The sequence below is a fragment of the Actinomadura sp. NPDC049382 genome (genome assembly GCF_040677125.1).
In the GTDB taxonomy this organism is placed as follows: Bacteria; Actinomycetota; Actinomycetes; order Streptosporangiales; family Streptosporangiaceae; genus Spirillospora; species Spirillospora geliboluensis.
Window position 1 is genome coordinate 176129 of record NZ_JBFARO010000004.1, and the last position, 22927, is coordinate 199055.

Annotated in this window: 21 protein-coding genes and 1 tRNA gene; 7 read left to right on the forward strand and 15 right to left on the reverse strand. The window is 70.1% G+C overall.

Annotation, left to right across the window (positions count from 1 at the left end):
* Positions 1-18: 18 nt before the first annotated feature.
* The 8 genes from AB0K34_RS04535 to AB0K34_RS04570 all read right to left on the reverse strand — a co-directional run bounded on the left by AB0K34_RS04535 (position 19) and on the right by AB0K34_RS04570 (position 9923).
* Positions 19-642: a DUF2637 domain-containing protein gene (locus tag AB0K34_RS04535; protein WP_364545457.1), complete on the reverse strand. Its 624-nt coding sequence runs from the start codon at positions 640-642 to the stop codon at positions 19-21.
* A complete protein-coding gene (locus AB0K34_RS04540) occupies positions 639-1631 on the reverse strand; it encodes an NlpC/P60 family protein (RefSeq protein WP_364545460.1) in 993 nt (330 codons plus the stop codon). The genes AB0K34_RS04535 and AB0K34_RS04540 overlap by 4 nt, the downstream gene beginning before the upstream one ends.
* Positions 1631-2545 (reverse strand): replication-relaxation family protein, encoded by a 915-nt coding sequence (locus tag AB0K34_RS04545; RefSeq protein ID WP_364545463.1) that lies wholly within the window; start codon positions 2543-2545, stop codon positions 1631-1633. Before AB0K34_RS04545 ends, AB0K34_RS04540 begins: the two co-directional genes overlap by 1 nt.
* Positions 2542-5079, reverse strand: coding sequence for a DUF87 domain-containing protein (locus tag AB0K34_RS04550; RefSeq protein WP_364545465.1), 2538 nt, complete (start codon positions 5077-5079; stop codon positions 2542-2544). The genes AB0K34_RS04545 and AB0K34_RS04550 overlap by 4 nt, the downstream gene beginning before the upstream one ends.
* Positions 5076-6842, reverse strand: coding sequence for a conjugal transfer protein TraC (locus AB0K34_RS04555; protein ID WP_364545467.1), 1767 nt, complete (start codon positions 6840-6842; stop codon positions 5076-5078). Before AB0K34_RS04555 ends, AB0K34_RS04550 begins: the two co-directional genes overlap by 4 nt.
* A gap of 77 nt (positions 6843-6919) precedes the next feature.
* Positions 6920-7870, reverse strand: coding sequence for a PrgI family protein (locus AB0K34_RS04560; RefSeq protein WP_364545469.1), 951 nt, complete (start codon positions 7868-7870; stop codon positions 6920-6922).
* A gap of 23 nt (positions 7871-7893) precedes the next feature.
* On the reverse strand, positions 7894-9234 hold the full coding sequence (locus AB0K34_RS04565) for a hypothetical protein (protein ID WP_364545472.1): 1341 nt from the start codon (positions 9232-9234) through the stop codon (positions 7894-7896).
* Positions 9235-9593: 359 nt separating this feature from the next.
* The gene (locus tag AB0K34_RS04570) at positions 9594-9923 is read right to left on the reverse strand and encodes a pilin (protein ID WP_301177925.1); all 330 of its coding nucleotides are present in this window, start codon (positions 9921-9923) and stop codon (positions 9594-9596) included.
* 614 nt (positions 9924-10537) lie between these two features.
* Here AB0K34_RS04570 and AB0K34_RS04575 point away from each other — a divergent pair.
* The 6 genes from AB0K34_RS04575 to AB0K34_RS04600 all read left to right on the forward strand — a co-directional run bounded on the left by AB0K34_RS04575 (position 10538) and on the right by AB0K34_RS04600 (position 16804).
* Positions 10538-11473, forward strand: coding sequence for a hypothetical protein (locus tag AB0K34_RS04575; protein ID WP_364545475.1), 936 nt, complete (start codon positions 10538-10540; stop codon positions 11471-11473).
* Positions 11470-12354, forward strand: a complete 885-nt coding sequence (locus tag AB0K34_RS04580) for a DNA methyltransferase (protein ID WP_364545478.1) — start codon at positions 11470-11472, stop codon at positions 12352-12354. Before AB0K34_RS04575 ends, AB0K34_RS04580 begins: the two co-directional genes overlap by 4 nt.
* Entirely contained in the window at positions 12351-12830 is a 480-nt protein-coding gene (locus AB0K34_RS04585; protein ID WP_364545481.1) for a hypothetical protein, read from the forward strand. The genes AB0K34_RS04580 and AB0K34_RS04585 overlap by 4 nt, the downstream gene beginning before the upstream one ends.
* Positions 12827-13099, forward strand: a complete 273-nt coding sequence (locus AB0K34_RS04590) for a DNA-binding protein (RefSeq protein ID WP_364545484.1) — start codon at positions 12827-12829, stop codon at positions 13097-13099. Before AB0K34_RS04585 ends, AB0K34_RS04590 begins: the two co-directional genes overlap by 4 nt.
* Complete coding sequence (locus tag AB0K34_RS04595; protein ID WP_364545487.1) at positions 13100-14812, forward strand: tyrosine-type recombinase/integrase; 1713 nt, start codon at positions 13100-13102, stop codon at positions 14810-14812. It begins immediately after the preceding gene.
* Between the two features lie 1740 nt (positions 14813-16552).
* Entirely contained in the window at positions 16553-16804 is a 252-nt protein-coding gene (locus AB0K34_RS04600) for a hypothetical protein (RefSeq protein WP_364545490.1), read from the forward strand.
* A gap of 54 nt (positions 16805-16858) precedes the next feature.
* On the opposite strand, the gene AB0K34_RS04605 is transcribed toward AB0K34_RS04600, so the two are convergent.
* The 7 genes from AB0K34_RS04605 to AB0K34_RS04635 all read right to left on the reverse strand — a co-directional run bounded on the left by AB0K34_RS04605 (position 16859) and on the right by AB0K34_RS04635 (position 22521).
* Positions 16859-17080, reverse strand: a complete 222-nt coding sequence (locus AB0K34_RS04605; RefSeq protein WP_364545493.1) for a hypothetical protein — start codon at positions 17078-17080, stop codon at positions 16859-16861.
* Between the two features lie 356 nt (positions 17081-17436).
* Positions 17437-18954, reverse strand: a complete 1518-nt coding sequence (locus AB0K34_RS04610; protein ID WP_364545496.1) for a ThiF family adenylyltransferase — start codon at positions 18952-18954, stop codon at positions 17437-17439.
* A 357-nt stretch (positions 18955-19311) separates the two neighbouring features.
* Positions 19312-19560: a multiubiquitin domain-containing protein gene (locus AB0K34_RS04615; protein WP_364545498.1), complete on the reverse strand. Its 249-nt coding sequence runs from the start codon at positions 19558-19560 to the stop codon at positions 19312-19314.
* A 225-nt stretch (positions 19561-19785) separates the two neighbouring features.
* Positions 19786-20313, reverse strand: a complete 528-nt coding sequence (locus AB0K34_RS04620) for an ImmA/IrrE family metallo-endopeptidase (RefSeq protein ID WP_364545501.1) — start codon at positions 20311-20313, stop codon at positions 19786-19788.
* Positions 20300-20638, reverse strand: a complete 339-nt coding sequence (locus tag AB0K34_RS04625; RefSeq protein ID WP_364545503.1) for a helix-turn-helix transcriptional regulator — start codon at positions 20636-20638, stop codon at positions 20300-20302. The genes AB0K34_RS04620 and AB0K34_RS04625 overlap by 14 nt, the downstream gene beginning before the upstream one ends.
* A gap of 459 nt (positions 20639-21097) precedes the next feature.
* Positions 21098-21173 (reverse strand) — tRNA-Lys (locus tag AB0K34_RS04630).
* Positions 21174-21216: 43 nt separating this feature from the next.
* A complete protein-coding gene (locus AB0K34_RS04635; protein WP_364545505.1) occupies positions 21217-22521 on the reverse strand; it encodes a cytochrome P450 in 1305 nt (434 codons plus the stop codon).
* Between the two features lie 6 nt (positions 22522-22527).
* Between AB0K34_RS04635 and AB0K34_RS04640 the strand changes: the two genes are divergently transcribed.
* A complete protein-coding gene (locus AB0K34_RS04640) occupies positions 22528-22926 on the forward strand; it encodes a PaaI family thioesterase (RefSeq protein ID WP_176194714.1) in 399 nt (132 codons plus the stop codon).
* The last annotated feature ends 1 nt before the right edge of the window (position 22927 follow it).

Below are 22927 nucleotides of genomic sequence, written 5' to 3' on the forward strand. Positions count from 1 at the left end.
TCACTTCGGCGTGCGAGATCAAGGCGTACTGGGTGAAGATGAAGCCGGTCCCTGGGCGCGGGCGATGATCTGCTTGACCTTGCGCCGATCGATGCCGTGCTTGTCAGCCAGGTACCGCTGCGACAGCGGACGCCCCGGCCCGTTCAGGCTCGCCAGATATTCCGCCAGCACGGCCTGCTCCGGCGTCTGCTCCACTTCGGCGCACGCGGCCTCGGTCGGCTCCGTTCTGGTGCGCCCGCCCGTCTCACCCGCCAAGGACGGACGCGCGTGGCGAGTGAGAGTCATCAACAACTCGAACGAGCCGACCAGCGCCAGCGCGGGCCACGCACTGACCAGCGCGCCGATGGGGCCGTGTGCGGCGCCGTGCGCCACGTTGGCGCCGACGGTGGCGCAGATGCCCGCCGCCAGGCTCCATCCCGCCAGCGCCGGGACAGGCCGGTCGCGGCGGCTGGCATCCAGGATCACCATCGAAGCCGCCCAGATCAGCCCGTCCACCGTGAACGGAACCAGCCGCGCCGTAACCCCGGCCTCGCCATAGGAGCGGACCAGGTCGAGCATGTGCGCGTAGGAGATGAGCGCGGCCACAGCGGCGACCGTCACCACCGCCAGCGCCGTGGTCGCCCGGATGAGGCGGTCGGTCACCGGCCGGCTCCTCTCGCCCTCGTCTCTGCTCTCCGGTGCGCGGCAGGTCGGGTGAAGCCGAGCAGGGTGGAGCGGCGGTAGGACTGGACCTGCACCACGGTCCCGGTGTGCGGCGCGGCGATCATCTTTCCGCCGCCGACCACCAGGCCGACGTGCCCTGGATTGTTGGCGGCGGTGCCGGGACCGGAGTTGAAGAAGACCAGATCACCTGGCTGCTCACGTCCGGCGGGGATCCGGGGTCCATGCCGCCACTGCGCTCCGGACACGCGCGGGATGTCGACTCCGGCGGCACGGTAGGCGGCATAGGTCAGTCCCGAGCAGTCGAAGGCGCCCGGCCCGGTGGCACCCCACACATAGGGTTTGCCGAGTTGCGCGTGGGCGTAGGCGATCGCTTTCGCGGCGGCCTTGCCGGGAGGCAGCGCTGCAGAGAAGGCGCCGGCGCACTCGGCTGGACTCGTCTCGGCCTGAGCCCCGCCTTGGGTGTAGGCGCGGGCTTGGCGGAGGACCTTGTCCACGTAGGCGCGTGAGTGGTTGTACTGGAACAGCGCGGCCCGAACTCGTTCAGGGGCCCCGCCGTGCCGCAGGTAGCGGGCGGCGGCGGGTACCGCGTCGGTCGGATCGTAGACGTTCTTGCGGCCGTCGTGGTTGCCGTCGACACCGAATGAGGTCCAGGTGCCGGGCATGAACTGCATGGGTCCGGCGGCTCCGGCGTGGTTGCGGCCCGAGGCGATACCGGGCCCGGTGCCGCGCCCGTGATCGGACTCGACCTTTCCGACGGCTGCCAGAACATGCCAGCCGATCCCGTACTTTTCTCCGGCTGCGCGGTAGAGCCTCAGATAGGCGGGCGGGATGTCGCTGACGGAGTCGCCGGGGGCGGGCTGGCAGGCCCCGCTTTCGGCCCCGGATCCGGGGAGGACCGCGCCGAGGACGGCGATGAGCACCGCAACGAGTCCGAGGAGCGCGGCGGCTGCTCCGATCACCGGCGGCATCAGATGGTCTCCGACTCGTGCCGGGGCACTGTTCCCCAGAAGGTGGCCAGGTCGGCGAGGCGGAGCCTGCGTCCGGTGGTCCCGGCGGGCAGCCACACGGGCCCGGCGGGGCCGTCAGGTGACGTGGCGGGGGTGTGGACGGCGGTGGCGACCGGAACCTCGGGGTTGCCGAGTAGGACCCGAAGGTTGGTTTCTCGTTTGGGGCTGGAGAGCCAGATCAGGACGGGGGTGGTGGTGCCGGTGGCTTCGGCGAGGTCGGCGTAGCCGCCGAGTTTGCGGGCGACGCGGGCGAGTGTTTCGGTGCCGGTGTCGTGCTCGAGGAAGAAGTCCACCGTTGTTGCGGTGCTGCCGGGGCGGGGCTCGGTCCAGCGGCCGAACGCGTCCGGGCGGGCCAGGTCACCCCAGTGGGCGGCGCAGCGGTGCTCGGACCACCAATGGTCCAAGGCGGTGCCGTCGCCGCATTGTTGGGCGTGGGAGTGCAGCCGGACGAAGAAGTCGTTGACGCCGGTCTGGTGGGCCAGGCGGGGTGAGACGGCGATGCCGGTCGCGGCATCTTGCCTGTATCCGAACTCGGTCATGGTCTGGCCGTGCTGGACGGCCAGCACGTGTGCTCCGGCGGGCCCGAGGACCCAGTGCCAGGGCCCGGACCCGACCGGCACCCAGGTCCGGAACCGCAGCAGCGCATGCAGGCGGTGGAGTCGGTTGAGGCGCTGGCGAGCACGTTCGGGGCTGGGGAAGAAAAGCGCGGTGAGCTGACCGGTGGTCAGGACGCGGTGCTCCCACACCAGGGCGAGCAGTTCCCGGTCGCGTGCGGTGAGCCGGTAGGCCACCTCGGCCACCAGTTCGGCCGTCATCCGGGGAGGCCGGACTTGCGCGCCGCGCTGCCTGATGGACGCCTTCGGCTGGCGGGTCACGAATCCTCCAACTCGGCATCCGCGCCGTCTGCTGAGCCGTCCGCCGTCCGGTCCGCTGGGCCGTCGCTCTCGGTGGCTGAAGTTGAGGCGCCGGCGAGGTCGCGGAGCCCGACGGCGGGGATGAGGCGTTTGCCGCGTCCGGCGGCGTATTGCTCGCGGGAGGCGCGGCGAATGGCGGTGGCGCGTCCGGGGACCGGGTCGGGGAGCGGGCGGGTGCGGAAGGTGAAGGCCGGGGTCGGGGCGTTCCCGTCCATCAGCCGGGCCGCCGCCTGGTAGGCGCCCAGGTGGGAGAGGTCGTGCGGGGCGAGTAGGGGTGCGGTGTGGCGGGCCAGGTCGGTGGCGTCTTCGGGTGAGGCGGCGAAGTAGATCTTGTTGCGGGCGTCGGCCGATACCGCGTCGCGTAGGTCTTTGGGGAGCTGGGACAGGTGCTGGTGGGCCAGGGTGAGGCTGAACCGGTAGGCGCGGGCCTCGGCGAGGATGTCGGAGATGGAGCCGGGCAGGTTGAGGAAGTTGTGCGCCTCGTCGATGTAGGCGGAGGCGTCGCGCCGCTCGCCCTCGTGCTGGGTGGCGCGCGGGGTGATGGCCTGCCAGGTGTGCGCCAAAAGTAGCGACCCGAACAGGCGGACGGCGTCCTCACCGAGCACCCCCTTGGGCAGCCGCGCCAAGACCAGCCCGCCGGTCCCGAGCATGCCGCCCAGATCGAGGGTGGAGGCACCGCCCGAGAGGGTGTGGCGGATGAACGGCCGCAGCAGCACTGCGCGGAGTTTGTTCATCACCGGCCCGATCACCGATGCCCGTGCCGCCGGAGTCAGTTCGTCGTAGGAGGCCCAGAACCCGCGCAGCAGTTCGTCGTCCAGGCGGGCGGTGACCCGAGTCCGGTAGGGGGTGTCGGTCAGCAGGCGGGGAATGTCGGCCAGGGTGGCGCGGGCGCCGTTGACCCGGGTGAGGGTCAGGCACGCCGAGCGCAGCAGGTCGTCCAAGCGCGGCCCCCACGAGGAGGAGAAGCAGCGGCGGAAAGTGGTGACGATCGACTCGGCCGCGAACGCCGGATCACCGCCCGCCAGCACGTTCAGGCAGGGCGGGCGGCCCCGGTCGGCCGGGTCGAACACCACCGACTGCCCGACTGCCCGCTCGGGGAGCCGGTCCAGGATGTCGGCGACCAGGTCGCCTTTGGGGTCGATGACCAGCGCGCCGCGCCCCGCGGCTGCATCGGACAGGATGAGGTTGGCCAGGAAGGTGGACTTGCCGACGCCGGTCTGCCCGAGCACGTGCAGATGCTGGCGGGCACCGGCGACCGTCAGCCCGACCGGGCGCGGCGCCCCCGCCTCGGAGTCGCCGAGCACGCGGACACCGGGCCCGGCCACCGGGACGGCGGGCGAGGGCGCGATGGGGCGGGCGCCGGCGCGGGTCACGCCGGGCGCGGCCAGGTCGTAGGGCAGGTGCGCCAGCGCCGCCAACTCCGGAACCGACAGCAGGTAGCCGCGGTGCAGGTGCCGAGACTTCAGCCGCGCGACGGGCTGGCGAAGGCGCCTGCGGCGCAGGCGCTGGTGGCCGGAGGTGAACAACGCGAACGTCGACGCGACTTCGTGGGCGTGCGCCCGCAGCCACCCAGCCTCGACCTGGTCGGGGTGGCGGGTGGCCACGCCGTAGCGGATCTGGATCTCGAAACGCGGCTGGGCGGCTTTACCGAGAACGGCGCGGACTTGTTCGGCGCGTTCGGGGTGCAGGCGGGTGAGTTCGGCCGGGTTGTGGTGGCCGGACATGCCGGGGGTAACCAGGTCGAACATCAGGCTCTGGGGTGCGGTGGAGCGGCCCCCGCGTAGCGCTGATGCGGCCCGGTGGGCTTTGCCGAGGCGGCGGCCGGTGGCGGGGCGGGCCAGGATCTGCACAGCCAGATGTTCGCCTTCGGCCAGCCCGGACGCCGTCCCCAGCAGGCCCCGTAGCGGGTCGGTGTCGTGGCCGCTGGTGAGCGGGAAGTGCTCGGGTCGGGCCAGGACCAGTCGTCCGCCTGCCGCCTGGTACTCCTCATTGAGGGGGAGGGGTGGTGTGGCGGGGTGAGTAGTGAGGGTGGCGCCGGGCCAGGACGCTCGGACGGTCTTCTCGACTATCCCCGGCGGGATGGTGCCGGGCACCCAGATGTGGAAGCGGACGCCGTTGTGATCGGCGCGGTATTCGAAGGCCAGGTGCGGCTGCCCAAAGACCAGCCGCTTCCAGGCAGGGTGGGTGAGGCCGATGAGGCGGGCCCACCAGGCGGCGGCGCTGGCCGGCTCCACCTTCGGCGGCACCGCCACCTCGATCAACCGGGCGCCCGGGGCGAGCCGGCTGTTGCGCCAGTCCCACAGCACCCACCGGACACTCGCCCACGCGGCGGCCGCACCGAGAACACTCAGCACGGCAACGGGCCCGTACTCCGTGGCGGCGTCGATGAGCCGGTGCGGGGCGTGACCGAGGTCGGACAGCAGCCCGTACAGGCCCGTGCCGCCGCTCGAGTCGTGGAGCAGAACGGGGTCCTGGAGCAGGGGTGTGCAGGTCATCGGTGGCCGGCCTCCGTGTCCGTGGCTGCGGTGACCGTGTCGTGCTGGGCACGGCCGCCGCCGAGTTCTGCGAGTTCAGCCGGGTCGGTGGTGACGAGTTGGTGCTCGTGGCCGCTGGCGATGGCGGTGAAGGCGGCCCTGTCGGATCCGGCGCCGGTTCCGCACAGCAGGCCGTGACCGCGATCGGCCGCGAGTAGGAAGGTCTTCTCGCCGTCGGTGAGGTCGAAAGCGTCGGCGATCTGGTCGATGGCCTGGGGTGCTTGGCGGAGCAGGATCTGGGTGGCGGAGTTGGTGATCACCGCCCGCCCCAGATCCGAGCCGAGCAGGTCTCCGGCGTCCTGGGTGACCACCGCCAGGCCCGCCCAGTGCTTGCGGGCGGACTTGGCCAGCCGGTATAGGAACCGGGCGCCCTCGTCCTCACGCATGAGCATCCACGCCTCGTCCACCACGACCAGGCGGCGGCGCCGGTCGGCCGGGTCGGCGACTTGCCGCCAGATCGCGTCCAGGGCCAGGAGCATCCCGACGGGGCGGGTCTCCTCGGGCAGGTCCCGCAGCGAGAACACCACCAGGTGCCCGCCGGGGCGGGTGGTGGTCGGCCCGGCGAACAGGCCCCGGTAGGACCCGGTGACGTACGGCGCGAGCCGTGCCGACAGATCGGCCGCCTCGGCCGAGCCATCGGTGCCGGCGCGGTCGAGTTCGTCGGTCAGGTCGGCCAGCAGCGGGGCGCGGCGCTTCCAGGTGCGCGGGTCGGAGGTGATCCCGGCCGCCTTGTAGGCGGCGAGCACGGCCCGGTCCAGCACCGCCCGCGCCGCCGGGGCCAGCGGTTCGCCGAGCATCGCCCCGATCAGCGTGTGGACGAACAGGGCCCGCCGGATCAGAGTGTCCTCGCCTTGCCCTTCGGGCAGGTCGAAGGGGTTGAAGCACACGCCGGGCGCGCCCAGCGGGATGTGGGTGCCGCCGACCGCGCAGGCAAGGCGCTGGTATTCGTCTTCGGGGTCGATGACGGCGACGTGGACGCCTTGGTAGAGCAGGCGGAGGGTCTCGAGTTTGGTGAAGTAGGACTTGCCGGCCCCGGAGCGGGCGAGGGTGACGGAGTTGTAGTTGTCCTGGGCGAACCGGTCCCACACCACCACCCCTGCCGAGTAGGCGTTCAGCCCGTACAGCACCGGAGTGTCACCCAGCACCGGCTGCAGGTCGGGTGAGGTGAAGGGGAACGCGGCGGCAAGCGCGGCGGTGTCGAACACCCGCCGCGCCCGCACACTGTCATGGGCGAGGGGGAGGGTGGTGGTCCAGCCCTGCAGGGCGCGGAAGGTGGTGGGCTGGGCGTCCAGCAGCAGCGATGCCGCCAGTGCCCGCACCCGCTGTACCTCCGCGTCGAGCTCTGCGTCGTCTTCGGCGTGGACGGTCAGGTACAGCCCGACCCGGAAGAGTCGGCCGTGGCCTCGGGCGAGGGAGGAGGCGAGTTCGGCGGCGTCGTCGGCGGCGGCCTCTGCCGCGAAGTCGGCCAGCCCGCCGTGCTGGGCGTTGGCGCGGGACGACGATTCGAGCCGGGCGAGTTGGCGGCGCAGCCGCTGCGCGGCCACCAGCGGCGGTACCGGCTCAACGTGCAAGGACACGTCGAGGCGGCCGGGGTAGGTCAGCAGCGGCTCCAGCCAGCCCGCGCCGACCTCCCGCGGATACCCGGTCACTGCGAACGAGGCGCACACCCCGCCCGGCAACTCCACCGACCGCGCCCGCACCCGCAGTCCCGACGGCCCGAACATGCCCGACAAATCACCATCGGTCCTTTGGTCTCGACCGGCGCCATTGAGCCCCTGAACACGGGCAACGATCTTGCGCATCATGCCTCCTGCCCCACGGTGATGAGTTCGTCCGGTGCAGCGATATCCACAGGCCGGGGCTCGCCTGGGGACAGCGACTCGGCCAGTGCCGCGACGCAGGACCGGCTGTCGAGCACATCGGCCGCGACACCGAGCGCGGCGAGCGACTGCACCGCCTCGGCGGCTCGCCGCACCACTACCGCGGCGCCGGCGTCTCGCCCGATCCGCTGCCGGCCCTTGCCCCACGGTGCGGAGGCGGACGCGGCCGGGGTGGTGGTGAACACGATCAGGACGTGCCGGACCAGTAGGCCGTGGGCGGCGCCGACCTCGGACAGGAATGCGGCATGCTCGCCGGCCGCCTGCTCCAGCGCCGGATCAGGCAGGCCGGGCGCGTGCTCGGTGATGTGGTCGGCCAGGCCTGTCAGGTCGACCGGGCGGGCCTGGACCAGGATTTGCACGGGGGTGTCCAGCGAGTTGAGCCACCGCCCGAATCCGGCGACCAGGCCCGCCTGCTCACCCGGCGTGCGGAGCCCGAACGCCACCGTTCCGGCCCGCACCATCGCCGCCACCCCGCCGCCGGTCAGTTCCATGGCGCCGTCCTGGCGGACGGCCCGGACCGGGAGCCGCAGTGGGGCGGGCAGCCGTCCCCGCATCCGGCACCACGACGGCGGCGCCTGCACCGCACTTTCGGTGGTGACTCGTGCCTTCGGCGCGCGCAGGTGGGCGAGAGCGGTGACCAGGTAGCGGTCCAGGGTCATACCGTCCCGGCGGGCGGCGGCCAGCACGACCCCGCCTGCCGCGACGGGGATCATCACCGCCACCAGGACTGGGAACGGCACCAGCGCCTGGAAGGTGAGCAGCAACCACAACACGCCGGCGGCGGTGCAACCAAGGATGGCCAGCTGCCGAGCGGTCAGCCCGTAGAGGATCTTGTCGGGCTGGTCGACGTCAGCGGGGATCTTCACACTCATCGGCTGCTCATGCGAGTGGCTGTTCATCTGCGCCTCCTGCGTTTGGGCGGCTCGGTCCACAAGGTCAGCTGCCGGTGCGGCACCGGCCGCCGCGGCATCCCCGGCAACATCAACTGCCCCGACCGCGGACGAGGCCGCGCCGGTTCTCCAGTCGGCCTGAAGCGTGTTGGCGGAGGCGTGCGCGTTGCCGGGATGGGCAGCGCAAGCTGCACCGGCCGCCGTCTCCGAGGCCGCGCCGGGATCGGGAGCGCGAGTTGCATCGAACGTCCACCTCTGGGAACAGGACCCGATTCCGGGCCAGCAGGGTCGACGGGAGAACCGGGCGAGGGCGGTTCAGTCGGCGGCGGTGGCCCGGCGGGCAGCGCCAGCCGATGACGCGTCGCCGGCAGCTCCAGCCGCCTCGGCGGCACAGGCGGGGGCGGTGGTACGGGAGGCGGGTGCTGGCGCCGTATCGGGGCGACGACGCGGCGCCGGTTGCCGAACAGAGCGCCAAGCCCCCGGTAGAGGATCAGGCTGCGCAGCAGACCGCCGAGCATGCGCGGCTGCGCCGGACGCCAGATGGTGCGCGCCACCCAGGACGGGATCCGCAACATCACCCACAGCAGGCACGCCGCCAGCAGCAGATCGGTCACGTCGTTATGCGACGGGATACCGAGGAGATGGTCGCCGCTGTCGTCGGTTTCGGAGAACATCAGCCGGAACGCGGTCGCCAGCACCAGCGACTGGCACACCTGGATCGCCAAGATCCCGCTGATCCCGCGCCACCACAGCCGAGCCAGCCCGTCCGTCACCGGCAGGGCGTGGAACATCAACGCCAAAGGGGCCGCGGCGATCAGCACCATCGTGATCGCCAGCCGGATGATGTAGATGAACGCCACGCACAGCGCCATCACCACCACGCCCAGCCCCAGGAACGCGGTGAACGGCTGCCCCGGCACCAGATTCGCCGCCACGAAACCGGCCACCACATCGGCGACCACACTCGGATCAACCGATTCGGCGCCCGCGTCCAGGAACGCCCCCGCCAGCCCGTTGGCGAACCCGACCCCGTATCCGATCAGGACCAGGCTGAGGTTGGAGGCCAGGAACGCCCCCACGATCCGTACCGCGAGTTGCCCGGGGGTGAGTTCGGCGCCGGGCAGGCTGTGTCCGGCCATCAACCACACCCCGCCGGCGGTGATGAGCAGCACGTAGCAGGTGTTGGCGATCGTCTGCGACACGCCCCACAGGTCCCGCGCCCGCGCCATCTCCGCTGAGTCCACTTCCGGCGTGCCCAGCACCGTGTCGCGCAGCAACCCGAAGACCGGCTTGGCAGCCGAGGACACCAGGTCGGTGAACCAGCCGTTCACCGCACGCTTGGCCATACAACTCACATCAGCGAATCCGCACCCGTCCTCACCGCTGGTGCCCTGCCCGCCCGGTGCTGCCGGCGTGGGCGAGGACCCCGGCGACGGAGACGGTGAAGACGGGGCTGGCATTGGCGAGGGTGATGTCGGTGAGGGCGATGCTGGCGCCGCCGGAGGCGCAACCGGCGGGGTCTGCGCAGGCGCACCAGGAGACGGACTCGGCGCAGGATCGGCCACAGCCCTCACTGGGAGCGCTGACACGCAGAGCCAGGCCCCGGCCGCCAGCACCACGAGCACGGCGACCTTGGCGGCGGCGCCGGCCGGTGGCGCGAGGCCAGCCATTCGCAGGGTTCGCCGACTCAGGGCTGTATCGGGAGTCACGAGGGTGTGCCCACGATGCTCTGCAGCAGCTTGACCAGCACCGGAGCCAGCACCGCCACCGAGTACCCGATCGCCGCGTACCGCAGTGTCTTCTTGGCCGCCTCCACCTCACCCGGGTCACCCCCGGCCAGGATGTAGCGGACTCCGCCGATCGTGGCGAAGAGCGTCGCCAACCCCACTAGCAGACCGACGATCACGTTCCGCAGGTTGGTGATCACCTCGTCCAGCGAGGCGGCCGCGGCCAGGCCCGTGCCGGCCTCGGCGACACCGGGCACCAGCAGGGAGGCGGCCACGCACCCGCCCGTCCACAGCAGCGAAGCGGTCAAGACCCGGCGTCGGCTGGGCCGTCGGCGGGTGGTGCGGTCCGCAGCAGCGGATCGCTGGGAGGTGTCCGTGGTCGGCCCGTGGCCTTCCCGAGTGCAGCAGGGGCGGCGGGTGTGCTGGCGTGCGTGATCGCGCATGGCAGTGTCTCCGAACACGAGGTGGGAAACGGGTACGGGCTGCCATCGAGACCACCGGCACCGGCGCGGCCAAAAGAGGCTGCGGGTGTCCTCCTTGAAGGAACACGAGATGACGGGATGATGCGGCGGGGACCGGGCTCGAAGCCGTCCGCCCTTCCAACTGCGCCAAGCGCCGGTGATCTCGACAGGCACCCGTGAAGCACCGCGACACCGGCCCGAATTCACCCGGCCATCGACGGTCTTGACCAACCTTTGAAGCGCCTCGCGCCGCCAGCGCCGACCTCGGGAACACGCCGAACCCCGGTCGGAAGGCGCCCGGTGGTTCTCTCAGCCGGGTGGCGGCGGACATACAGCTGGTAAGGAACGGCTCGGCCCGCCTTGGTTAAAAGGTGACCACCGGCGTGGGTGAAAACCGGATCGTCCGGCGGTTCTTCATTGCTGCAACGGGGATCGGGTGGCCGTCTCGGGTCACCCAGCAGATGAACCGCACACCGCCCAATCCGAACAACTCACCCACCGGACCCGCCGGCGGCGTCCAGCGCCGGATGGTGCCGCTGACCGTCTGGCTGTGCTCCGACACCACCGACTCGGCGTCCTCCAACGCGGGCAGCCGAGCCGATTCAGGCGCTGAGCACGCCCGCGCGCAGGCCACCCGGTCCGCCACGCAGATCTGCCTGCCGCACCGGCAGGCGGTCGGCCGGGAACTGGCCCGACACCTGATCGGCACCTGCACCGGCGAAGGCGACCTGGTCGCCGAGGGCTTCACCACCAGTGAGGCCACCCTGGTCGCCGCCGCCGACCTCGGTCGCCGCGGTATCGCGCTAGTCCCGCACTTCCCGCTCGCCCAGCACATCGGAACCCGGCTGCGCGCTGGCCTGACCCAAGACCAGTTGGCGCAGGTTCAGATGCGGCCGGCCCGCCCGGACCAGATGGCCCGCGGTCTGGCCGACCACCTCGGCGACGTCGCCTTGGTCGTCGCCGCACCGCCCCCGTATGAGACCGGCGGCCAGCCGCCGCGCAGGGTGGGCGAGCGCGGCTGCCCGGCGTGCCGGGCGGACCTGTGGATGCTCACCAGCGAGCAACTGGGCCTGTTCCTGGCCTCGGCGTGGAAGCTACTGCGGCCGGGCGGGGTCCTGGCCATCACCACCACCGCCCGCCGCCAGGGCGGGCGCCTCATCGACCCTGCGCCGCGCATCATCCGCCACGCCCAGGGACTGGGCTTCCAGTACGTCCAACACGTCATCGCGCTTCGCGTCCCGGTCGATGGAGATGCCCTGGTCGTCCAGGCCGGGCCGGCCGACCTGGCCCACCTCCGCGACGCCCGCTCCCGGGCGCTGCCGCCCCTGGTCAGCGTCCACGCCGACCTGTGCCTGTTCACCAAACCCCAGGCCTGGGAGAAGGGGAGCGCCCGATGAACCATAACGCCTCCACCGCCACGGCGAGACTCGCATCAGTACTGGTGACGGGGCAGCGGCCCTCCCGGCTGCAGCGCCACGGCCGCTACACGCCCGAGTCGATACGCCACCCCGGCAAGATGCTGCCCGCGATCGCCGCCACCGTCATCGAAGCCTTCACCCGTCCCGGAGACCTGGTGGTCGACCCGATGTGCGGGATCGGCACCACGCTGGTCGAGGCCATCCACCTGGGCCGTGACGCCGCCGGTGTGGAGTACGAGCCCGACTTCGTGCACCTCACTGTGGGCAACCTGCGGCACGCCCACGCTCAGGGAGCCGCTGGCACGCCGCAGCTGGTGTGCGGGGACGCCCGCAACATCGCCACCCTCTACCGCGCCCTGGAGGGGAGAGCGGCGCTGGTGCTCACCTCACCGCCCTATGGTTCACACACCCACGGGCACATCCGCTCCGGCCGCGACAACGGCGGCGGAAAGATCGACAAGCGCCACCACCGCTACTCCACCGACCGCGGCAACCTCGCCCACCAGCCCCTGCCCGGCCTCCTGGACGCCTTCGGCCGCATCCTCGCCGGCAGCGCTACCCTGCTGCGCCCCGGCGGTTTGATCGCCATAACCGTCCGGCCGATCCGGGTCAAAGGGGAGCTGATCGACCTGCCCGGCCAGGTCATCGACACCGCCCAAGGCCACGGCCTCACCTTGGTCGGCCGGTACGCCGCCCTGCTCGCCGGTCTGCGCGACGGGGGGCTGGTCAACCGGGCCTCGTTCTTCCAGATGCTGGAGACCCGCCGCGCCCGCGACCGCGGCATCCCCGCCTGCGCCACCGCCCACGAAGACCTGCTCCTGTTCCAACGCGCCAGCGACCTGCCGGAGGCGGCCCGATGACCGACCACCGGCACCACAAGCCAGCAGGGCGGAACCGGGTCCTGGAGATGCTGGCCAGCCTCCAGCTCGGCCTGTGCGGGCGGTGCGGACGCGCCCGCTACCTCACCCGCCGCACCGCCCGGCACGCCGCCCGCATCGCCGCTCCCGGCACCCGGCTGCGCGCCTACCGATGCGGCGACGCCTGGCACCTGGCCGTCCCGGCAGGCCGCCCCCAGCTCATCGCGCCACCCGTCACGACCGTGCAGGAGACCGGCCCGGTCAGCCGCGGGCTTGACCGGCGGGGAGAAGGCGAGCGTCGATACGGGCGCTCCGCACCGGCCGGACCCGCCCGCCCGCGCGGCAGGCGCCGCCCGTCCGGTGGCCGGAGCGGTTCTGACCCGCTGGAGGAGGCCCGTGACACCCGCACCGCCCGCACTCGCCCATGCAAGCCTCACGGCCTGCGTGGGGCGGCGCCGGTTGCCGGGGGTGCGCGGTGAAGCCCGGGCTGACTCCAGCGGAACTCCGTTCGCTGCCCGTCACCATCGACCTGGTCACCGCCGGACGCGCGTTCGGCATCGGACGCACCAAGGCCTACCAGCTCGCCCGCACTGGGGACTTCCCCTGCCGGGTGCTGCAGGTCGGCTGCAACTACCGGGTGTCCACCGCCGACCTGCAGACCGCCCTGGGCCTCAGCCCGCAGACGCCCGCGATCGGCGACCCGGGCACGACCGGCGGGCAGCCTCCCAGCGACGAGAAGGAAGGCTGAATGGCCGCCAAGGGAAGCACGTTCAAAACCTGCGGATGCCGCGACCAGGACGGCAGACTGCTCGGCAAGAAATGTCCGAAACTGCGGCGCGGCAAGGGCCGCTGGAGCAGCACCCACGGCTCCTGGAACTACCAGCTCGAACTCCCGCCCACCGCCGCCGGGGCCCGGCGCAGCCCGCTGCGCCGGGGCGGGTTCACCACCCAGGACACCGCCGACGCCGAGCTGAACCGCGCCAAGGAACTGCTGGCCATCGCCACCGATGACACGGCCCGCGTGCAGATCGCCGACCTGATCGTCACCACCGTCCGCGCCACCAAGGCGCTGCCCGACCCCAACGAGGTGCGCCGCAAAGTCCGCACCGGGCAGGACCTGAGCCGAGCGATCACCGTAGGGGAGTACCTGGAGACCTGGCTGGCCGGACGCCGGAACCTGCGCGAAGGCACCCGCCGCTCCTACGCCAGCCACATCGAGCTGTACCTCAAACCCCACCTCGGGCACATCCTGCTGGAACGGCTCCGCGTCACCGACGTCGACCGGATCTTCGACGCCATCGACGAACTCAACGAGCAGATCACCACTGCCCGCGAATCCGCAGACCCCAGACTGCGCGCCAAGGTCAAGGGACGGCGCGTGGTCGGCCCGGCCACCAAGCAGCGCATCCGCGCGACCCTGCGGTCCGCGCTGAACAAGGCCATCAAGCAACGCCTCATCGAGATCAACGTCGCCTCCCTGGTCGAACTGCCCTCCGGCAAGGCACCCAAGGCCCTGGTGTGGACCGACGAGCGCATCGCCGAATGGGAGCAGGCCTTCGCCCTGCACACCGAGACGATGAACGCGCGCCGTAGACGTCAGGCGCGGCTGGAACCGCACAAACGGATCGGGGACCGGATCAACCGGCTGGACGCCTACATCGGCGCCCCGCGCCCGTCCAAGGTCATGGTGTGGACCCCCGCCCTGACCAAGCAGTTCCTGCAGCGGGCACGCGGCCACCGCCTGTACGCACAGTTCCATCTGATCGCCTGCCGGGGCCTGCGCCGCGGCGAGTCATGCGGCCTGCGCTGGTCCGACCTGGACCTGCGAGGCGGGACGGCGGCGATCCGGTGGCAGATCACCCAGATCGGCCCCGACACCTTCGAAGGCAAACCCAAGTCCGACGCCGGGGAGGCCACCATCAGCCTGGACTCCACCACCATCAAGGAACTACGCGCCCACAAGACGCGGCAGAACACCGAACGCCTCGCCGCCGGCGACGCCTGGACCGAGACCGGATTCGTCTTCACCACGCCCACCGGCCAGCCGGTCGACCCCAACGACGTCACCGACCAGTTCGAACGGCTGTCCATGGAGGCCGGGCTACCACCGATCCGGCTGCACGACCTGCGGCACGGCGCCGCCACCTTCCTGCTGGCCGCCGGATACGACATGAAGGTCGTCCAGGAGACCCTGCGGCTCTCCTCAATCGCGATCGCCTCCGACATCTACACCAGCGTCCTACCGCAACTGGGCCGCCAAGCCGCCGAAGACGCCGCCGCCCTCATCCACAACGCCCACCACCCGGCCAGCCACCCGCCCGAACCATCCAGCGCCACCATCACCCCGCTGCCCGGACACGCCCAGCCCAACGGCGACGCAAACCCAAGCCCTGACGCCGGGCAGAGCGAAACCCACAATGCCGACGGCCCGGACTCCGACACCGAAGCCCAGGTGTCCTAACGTCCCGGACGGTTCACCGGCCGAAATAGCCGCGCAGCACTGCGACACACGCAGCTTGGCGGGTCCTGTCATGCGGGAAGCGGCGTCGGCACTCGGCCCGAACCCAACCCGGCACCCGACGCGCCCGCGGCGGCTCCACCGTCCGCGGGCGCCGGGCTCTGTCCTGGGGTGTGACCGTACTGCTGCGTGGACGCGGAGGCTGTACCCGGCGGTTGCCGGGTACGGCCTCCGCCGATGCCGCATTGGCCTCGTCCTCGCGACTCGGACGATTGTGATCACGCCAGGTACGGCTCGGAGAACGTCCGCCTTCGGGTGTGGCGGCCCGTTTGGTGAGGGACGGGCTCCCCCGGTAGTTCAGGGTCGTCGCATCTGTCCTGGGCAGCGGAGACGATGGGGCTGCCCCGGACGCCCCCGCGAAATGGAAGACGGCAACGGCGCCAAGGACGGCCAGCCCAGCGCTGACCATAGGTGCCGCCCAGCGGCGGCGGTCGCGAGGGCGCCGGTGCCGGCGGCGCGGACGGACACGCCACGGCTCATCGAGTTCAGGCGGCACCCGCGCTTCCGGCCGGGACGGTGAGTTAGTGATCACCACGCTTGGCTACCAACAGTGATGGCGCTCGCACAATCAGGCGCGCTGTTGTCGGCTCCACGCGGACCACTCTCACATCGTTGGTGCTGGGATTCATCAGCCTGGAATGGCAGCGCTCGTTCGCCTCGGCCCCCTGCGCGGAGTCGCCGCCGACGCCCGACACGTCCTCACCCTGCTGCGCAAGCAGACACGTACCGCCGATGGCGCGCTGACGTCGTCGTGATGACCGCCTCCCGCTCAGGGTGGCGGGTCAGGACAAGCCCGGGTCAGGGACGACAGGGCGAACAGACCGGACGAATGGATCGGACTGCCCGTCACCACGCGGTCGTACGCCCACATGGCGCGCGAATCGTCGGTTGGCGCTCATAAACACACCCGATGGCCATAGCGGCGAAAAAGGCCGCAGTGCTGTCGGTACCTCCTGGCACACTCGACTGCATGTACGTGTACCCAACCCATGGTCATCCCCAAGGCAACGGCTCACGGCCCTGGTTCTCGCTCCGAAACAACAAGCTCTACCCGGCCTACGGCCACCCGGACGGAAGCGGCGGCCGACCATGGTTCTCGCTCCGAAACAACAAGCTCTACCCCGCCTACGGCCACCCAGAGGGAAGCGGCAGCCGACCATGGTTCTCGCTCCGAAATAACTACCTCTACCCAGCCTATGGCCACCCAGAGGGGAACAGTGGCCGTCCCTGGTTTAGGGTGCGCTGAGCACTGGCCACACTCCCACGCATGTGAGGCGACTCAACGATGATCAGCGATAGTGTCCACTGCCTGCGGTGCGGAAGCGCAGACACCGTGCCCGATAGCGAGCGAGGTCAAGATATAGACCTTGGAGAGGCCGCCCCTGAACCACTCCCTAAGGGTGATGGAGTGGAAGTCTGGTACTGCTTTCGGTGTGAGAAAACCTTCACTCCCCACTCCTGTCCAAGCTGTGGTTCATTCCAGGTGGAAGGCTCGACTGCGGTCTCTGGTCAGCCGTTGGAACGCCCCATGGCCGTGGTCCGATGCTTTGCTTGCGGCGAGGAATTCCCTCCGCACCCGGCATACACAGGTGACTCCTCTTAGTTCTTCTGCCAGGGCCTTGGGGCGCCTCCGCGTCAGGTTCAATCACGAAATGGCGGCGTTAGGAGTCACATCCTCGGCGGTTGACCCTGCCAGCCGACACGCGTGGTGATCCACCCTCTCCGCGAGCGCTGCTGACCGTATTCATCGCCACCACCGAAGCCAACGACATACTGACCATCCAGACCGGCATCCTCCCCGAGAACATCCCCAGCCTCCGGCTCCACGCCAAGGCCGGCTTCCGCACCGTCGGCACCTGCCGACGCCTCGGCCGCCTCCACGGCCAATGGCGCGACGTCGTCCTCCTCGAACGCCACAGCCCCATCGTGCTATGACCTCGTGACGCTCCAGCGCAGCGAGCCTAGACGCGGTCAATTTGCTGACGCGGCCTATCCCTGAGGCCACGCCAGGTCTGTCCTCGGGGCGCGGACGACAATCTTGGCGTCGGCATGTGCCGCGATGGAGAACTCGACCAGTTGCTCGCCACGGTCGTTGCGGTACAACTCGGCATCCACGGACACGCCCTGGTCCACACCGTCGACCAGAACCTCGACATCCGTACCGACCAGCGGGGTCCAGGTGTTGGGCTGGACGATCTGGAACTCGCTCATCCAGCAATCTTGCCGCGTCCCTCAGCATCGGCTGAGCCGGGCTTAGGCCGGGCTGCGGCGGGCGCCGCCGGTAGCCCGTGGGGGAGTGGTCGACGTTGCAGAACCTGCATCGTGCGCGCCGCAAGGCGGGCCCCACGGCGGGACCGCACTGCGGGTCGGCGTCGCACCATGAAGACACGCAGCACAAGCAGTGCCGCTGGTGCAGGTGATGTGCTTGGCCGGCTGGGTGACCGCAGATGAGCACATCACGCCAGCCGGAGACCAGTTCTTATATGCGGCGATCACCGCACGTGGGCCGTCTGCGTCCCCGGTGCCGCTACTTGCGCGGGCGAGGCAGAGCCTGGCCGAGGCGCTGGCTAGAGCCGCGATTCCGGGCAGGTCAGCTCGGTCCATTTGCGTTGGGCCGAGGTCAGGAGTCGGTCTCCGGCACGGGCAAGGCGGATCCTGGTCGAGCGCTGGGCACGTCGACGCGCGGCGCGGGTGCGTTCGGCGGATTCATGAACGCCGGTCAACTCGACTCGTGCGTCCCCGAGCCCGGTAGTCCGCTCAAAGAAGCATTCAGGATTGAGGGACGTTGGCAGCGCGATGAGCTGGTGGGTTGAGAGCACGTACTGGAGCGGTCCCGGTTCTCCGAGCCCACCCGGAGCGACAACGAGGCTGACGAACTGTGCCAGCTGACTTGCGGCGGGGCTGATTGCGAGAGCGGCCACATTCTGCCGTGCCGGTTTCTGCCGTCCGGACTGTCGAATGTACTCGGGGTCCTCAAGAAGCCCTTGCTGGTCCAGCGTCACATCGGCGGGGTTGAGTTGGCGGGTGCACACCATGCAGGGACGGCCGGGCCTGAGGACGTGGCTGCGCCAGGTGGCGTTGCGCATGCCATTGCCGTCGGCGAAGGGGTCGATCGCGATTCCGCCATCGATCACGGGGATGAGGTCGCTGTAGGCGAGCTGATTGAGGACCGCTCGGGGCCACGGCCGGTCGACGCAGCTGAAAATCACGTCGTAGTCGAGGGCGATGCGCTGGCCGAGGTCTTCGCAGATGCTGTCCTCGAAACCGTGCAGGTCCGGCCGGCCGGCGGTGGCCGCGAGCCGGAGTTGCCGCAGGGCGTGCTCGACCTTGCCCCGTCGTAGCGCGACATCGATCCATGTCGCGGTGGGCATTCGATCGAGGTTGACGCGCTCAAGGTCGTCGAAGTCCATGACGGCCACGTGAAGCAGCCCTGTGGCGGCCAGGCGGATGGCGATGTCGTGACCGATGCTCCCGGCTCCGACGACCAGGACGCGGAGGCGGGTGAGTAGTCCCTGTATCTGCTCGCCCCACCCGGAGATCGTTCGGATCTGGGAGTCTTGGGGCATCGGCACGGGGCGCAGCGCCTCGTTCCATGTCACGCGAAGGTGCGAGTCGACCACCCGGACACTTTCGGCCTCAGTGCAGCGGGCGTCCGCGTTCCATCGGCGAGCGGACCATGCGTGATCGCCTGCAACGGTCAGACCGAACAGTTCATGGCCTGTGATCGCGTGGGCCAGATGAGCGAAGGAGCGTTCGGCATCCTCGTCGGGCCCGCTCATCTGCTGCCAGCCAGACCCATGAGGATGGGAATGGGCGAGCGCGATGCCCAGGCCCTGGGCTGCGGCGATGCTCGCTACCCGAACCACGTAGTCCCCGGTGAAGGAGGCGTTGCCGTGGACGGATCGCTCGCCTGGTTTTGGTAGGACGACCTCCTTCAGCAGCGCTGATGTACGGCTGGCGCCGGTGGAGGGCGCGTAGGTGACCAGGCAGATGTCCTCCTGGCCGTCGTCACGGAGCAGATGCAAGCGAAGCGCGTCGTCGACGGTGCCCGGCATGGCTGCCGAGAAGCGCCGCGGCCGTGTCATCGACTCGCTCCCAGAACGCCACGGACATGGGCGATCCACGCCTGAGCCGGCTCATCTGTCGCGGCCCACCACCGGACGTCTCGTGAGTGGGCGAGCCATCCGGGGATCGGAGAAGGATTGGTGGTGGTTCTGGCGAACGTGATCTCGTCCGGAAGGTGGATCCAGTGCGGCGGGGTGAGGGGCCAACCGTGTAGTTCCGCGGTGTTCACGCCGGTCTGGACCGATGTTCCGGCGTGGGCGCCCGAGAGCACCTCGACCGGGAAGGTCACGACTCCGTGGAGGAGCCGGACTTCCCGGTCGCAGCGCTCCAGCCCGAGGACGAAGGCGTCGACACCGGTGCTGGATAGGGTGGTCATCTCAGGCGACCTCAGCGCACTGACGCACCGTGACGAACTTGTCGCCGTTCTTGATGTGGACACTGTCGACATCGTCGTAGCGCTTGAGCTCGCCGTGGCCGTGCCGCACCTCGGCCAGGTCGTAGCTGCTGGGGTCGAGGCCGGCCAGGCGCAGGAGAGCCGCCGCGGTTTGGGTGCTGTCGGTCACCTTGAAGTGCCGCCCATCGATCGTGACGTTGGTCGGCCTGGTGCGGTCGTCGTCCTTGGGCACTGTGCCCTCCAATCCCCGGGAGTACCGGTCTCGGATGCGCCATGGGCTTCGAGGGACGGACGCAAGTGTCTGCGGCCGTAGGTGCTGCGAAGCCTCCTGTGACCAAGGGTGATCAACGTGAGGACAATCTGTCAAGGCTTTTTTGGAGGTTAGTTTGACTGTCCTGGGGTCTAGATCGTGTTGCTGGCCGGGGACGGTGCCCCGGCCAGTGCTTCGAGAGCGTGCCTAGCTGATATCCGCGGGGTACGGAAGGATGCCCAGGTTCACGAGGCGAAAGTTCATGGCGGAGGGGCTTACCTTGAACCGACGCCGAAGTTTCGTGACCAGCTCTTCTGCGCTCTCGAACCCCAGGTCGGAGATCTCGCTCCGCACCATGAAGTCGGGAATCAGGAGAGCGGCGGCGAACCGGTTCGCCTCGATCTCCTCACGGTCGGTCGCCATGCTGGAGACCTTGTCGCGGAGGTTCACCCGCACGTCCGTGTCCATGATCAACGGACGGCCCTTGTGGAGCTGCAGATGCCCGATCTCGTGCGCCACGGTGAACCGCTGCCGGGTAGCGGCATGACCTTGGTTGATCCCGATCACGGTACGCGTAGGTTCGCGGACGAGCATCCCGGACACGTCGTCCTTCATCTCTGTCCGGACTAGGAGGACTCCGAGTAGTTCCTGGGCGATCCGGAAGGGGTCCACGGGGGGCTCCACGATGCCCTCCTTGTCGAGCAGTTCGCGTGCGGCGACATCAGCTCTGGCCATGACTGCCTCCCGCCAACTCGCTGGCTGCAGATGTCACGCTGGCCAGGGCTTCCGCAAGGTGCTCTGGCATCCCCGGCTCGACTCCGCCAAGCTCAGCCAGTACAGGCAGCAGGTCAGCGGCGCTGACCCTCAACACATCGGCGATCAAGGCCAGCTTGTAGGGGGGTGGCGCCTGGGAGCCGGCTTCGATGTTGGTGATCGACGCCCGAGAAAGCCCGACCATCTGGGCAAGCTGGGCTTGGACGAGATTGGCGTCCTTGCGGGCAGCGCGGATCCTGGCTCCCATCGCCTGATTGAACCGAACTTCCTGATCGTGCTCTTCCACCGGGCCCCTTCGATGTCAGCGTGACTGTCATCACTGTATATACGCATCCCCGACGCCAGACGAGACCCACCCAGGTGCTTGTTCGCATACGGGCGAACGTTGCCTTGCTGGAGAGCCGTGTTGATGCGCTGCGAAGAGGGTGTTCCTACAGATGGGACGGTCGCTGCGCCTGTCTAGTGGCGGCGCCGGGGGTGAGTGGGGAATCTGGTGAGGCGTCGAGCTCATTCGGATCGGCGTGACGTGCGACTAGCGGTGATACCGCCCGCGGAATGATCCTCGAAGCTCAGGGTGCCGCCACCCATACACGATGGCGGGCGGCGCCGGGGAACATCGCTGGAAAACGGGGGCGATCAGGCCCGATCCGTGCCCGCGAGCAAACATCGAGCAGACAGAGGGACGGAACGGGGCGAATCGGGCGGCGGGCAAACCGGGACGATCTCGCGTTTGCCCTGGTCAGGGTGGTGGGTCGCGTGGGACTCGAACCCACAACCTACGGATTAAAAGTCCGGAGCTCTGCCAATTGAGCTAGCGACCCGTCCCGCAAGCGTACCGAGATCGGCGGGGGGTTCGCGACGGGGTTACAGGGTGGGGGACAGGTGGACGGGGAGGTGCTTCAGGCCGTTCTGGAAGTTGGAGGCCAGGCGGACGGGGGTGCCGGTGAGGGTGACGCCGTGGGGGAGGAGCTCGCGGAAGAGGGCGCGCATCTGGGTGCGGGCCAGGTGGGCGCCCAGGCAGAAGTGGGGGCCGAAGCCGAAGCTGACGTGGTCGTTGGGGGTGCGGGCGATGTCGAAGCGGTCGGGGGACGGGAAGACGGTTTCGTCCCGGTTGGCGGAGGCGTGGTAGACGACCACCTTGTCGCCCGCGTCGATCTTCTGGCCGGAGAGGGTGGTAGATGTCGTGGCGGTGCGGCGGAAGTCCATCACCGGAGGCCAGTAGCGGAGCATCTCCTCGACGGCGGACGGGAGGAGGGCGGGGTCGGCGCGGAGGCGGGCCAGTTCGGCGGGGTGTTCCAGGAGGGTGAGGAGGCCGCCGGGGATGCCGTTGCGGAGGGTCTCGTTCCCGGCGACGGCGAAGAGGAAGAACATGTTCTCGAACTCGTGGGTGGTGAGGCCGCCCTCCAGCATGCGGGACATGATGTCGCCGGACGGGTTCGAGCGCTTCTCGGCGGCGAGGGCGTGGGCGTAGGCGAACATGTCGGCGAGGGCCGTGTAGGAGCGCGGGTTGATGGGACGGCCGTCCGGGTGGGTGGTGGTGGTCGGGCGGTAGTGCATCGCCTTGTGGGCCATCGGCGTCATCGTGGCCGCGTCGGCGGTGGAGAGGCCGGCGTACTCGTCGTCCTGGTAGCCGATGACGCGGGACGCCCAGTCGTAGAGGAGCCGCCGGTCGGAGTCGGGGACGCCCATGATGTGGGCGAGCGTCCAGACGGGGAGGTCGGCGGCGAGTTCGACGAAGTCGGTGTCCTCGCCGAGGGCGGAGGCGACGAGGGCGCGGGCGCGGGCCTCGATCGTCTCCTCCAGGGCGCGGACGGCGCGGGGGGTGAAGGCGGCGGCGACGATGCGGCGCAGGCGGGAGTGGTCGGGCGGGTCCTGGTTGAGCATCATCGCGCGGACGAACGCGAGGTCCTCGGGCGTGTCGGGGTCGCGGATCTGGGTGGCGCCGAGGTTGGACGAGAAGAGGTCCGGGGAGCGCAGGACGTGCTTGACGTCGGCGTGCCGGAAGACCGCCCAGTAGCCGGGGCCGGCGGGCCAGGGGCCGACGGCGGGTTCGGGGATCCGGACGACCGGCGATTCGCGGCGCAGGCGGGCGAAGGCGGCGTAAGGGACCCCGGCGGCGTACGTCGCGGGCAGGAAGATCTCCTCGTGCATGTCCTCAGCGTGCATCATGTCGGGATGACGGTGAAGCCCGAAGAGATCCTGCGTGACAATTTCGCGCCGTGGGTGCTGGACCTCGGCCTCGTACCGGAGGAGGTGGGGGACGGGACGGCGGTGCTGCGGCTGCCGTGGTCGGAGCGGCTGGCGCGGGAGGGCGGCGCGCTGTCCGGGCAGGCGCTGATGGCGGCGGCCGACACGGCGGTGGTGCTGGCGGTCTCGGGTGCTAAGGGCGGGTTCGTGCCGATGACGACCGTGCAGCTCAGCACGACGTTCCAGCGGGCCGTGAAGGGGAAGGACGTGCTGGTGCGGGCGGAGCTGTCGAAGCTCGGGCGGACGATGGCGTTCGCGGAGATCGACATGGCGGTCGATTCGGTGACCGTCGCCCATGCGAGTGCGGTTTACGCCATCATCGGGTGAC

Bases quoted from the DNA above. Each gene is read 5' to 3' on its own strand.
- AB0K34_RS04540 (WP_364545460.1), bottom strand. From the start codon at position 1,631: ATGCCGCCGGTGATCGGAGCAGCCGCCGCGCTCCTCGGACTCGTTGCG.
- AB0K34_RS04550 (WP_364545465.1), bottom strand. From the start codon at position 5,079: ATGACCTGCACACCCCTGCTCCAGGACCCCGTTCTGCTCCACGACTCG.
- AB0K34_RS04555 (WP_364545467.1), bottom strand. From the start codon at position 6,842: ATGTTCGGGCCGTCGGGACTGCGGGTGCGGGCGCGGTCGGTGGAGTTG.
- AB0K34_RS04560 (WP_364545469.1), bottom strand. From the start codon at position 7,870: ATGAGTGTGAAGATCCCCGCTGACGTCGACCAGCCCGACAAGATCCTC.
- AB0K34_RS04565 (WP_364545472.1), bottom strand. From the start codon at position 9,234: ATGGCCAAGCGTGCGGTGAACGGCTGGTTCACCGACCTGGTGTCCTCG.
- AB0K34_RS04575 (WP_364545475.1), top strand. From the start codon at position 10,538: ATGAACCGCACACCGCCCAATCCGAACAACTCACCCACCGGACCCGCC.
- AB0K34_RS04580 (WP_364545478.1), top strand. From the start codon at position 11,470: ATGAACCATAACGCCTCCACCGCCACGGCGAGACTCGCATCAGTACTG.
- AB0K34_RS04585 (WP_364545481.1), top strand. From the start codon at position 12,351: ATGACCGACCACCGGCACCACAAGCCAGCAGGGCGGAACCGGGTCCTG.
- AB0K34_RS04595 (WP_364545487.1), top strand. From the start codon at position 13,100: ATGGCCGCCAAGGGAAGCACGTTCAAAACCTGCGGATGCCGCGACCAG.
- AB0K34_RS04605 (WP_364545493.1), bottom strand. From the start codon at position 17,080: ATGAGCGAGTTCCAGATCGTCCAGCCCAACACCTGGACCCCGCTGGTC.
- AB0K34_RS04610 (WP_364545496.1), bottom strand. From the start codon at position 18,954: ATGACACGGCCGCGGCGCTTCTCGGCAGCCATGCCGGGCACCGTCGAC.
- AB0K34_RS04620 (WP_364545501.1), bottom strand. From the start codon at position 20,313: ATGGCCAGAGCTGATGTCGCCGCACGCGAACTGCTCGACAAGGAGGGC.
- AB0K34_RS04635 (WP_364545505.1), bottom strand. From the start codon at position 22,521: ATGATGCACGCTGAGGACATGCACGAGGAGATCTTCCTGCCCGCGACG.
- AB0K34_RS04640 (WP_176194714.1), top strand. From the start codon at position 22,528: ATGACGGTGAAGCCCGAAGAGATCCTGCGTGACAATTTCGCGCCGTGG.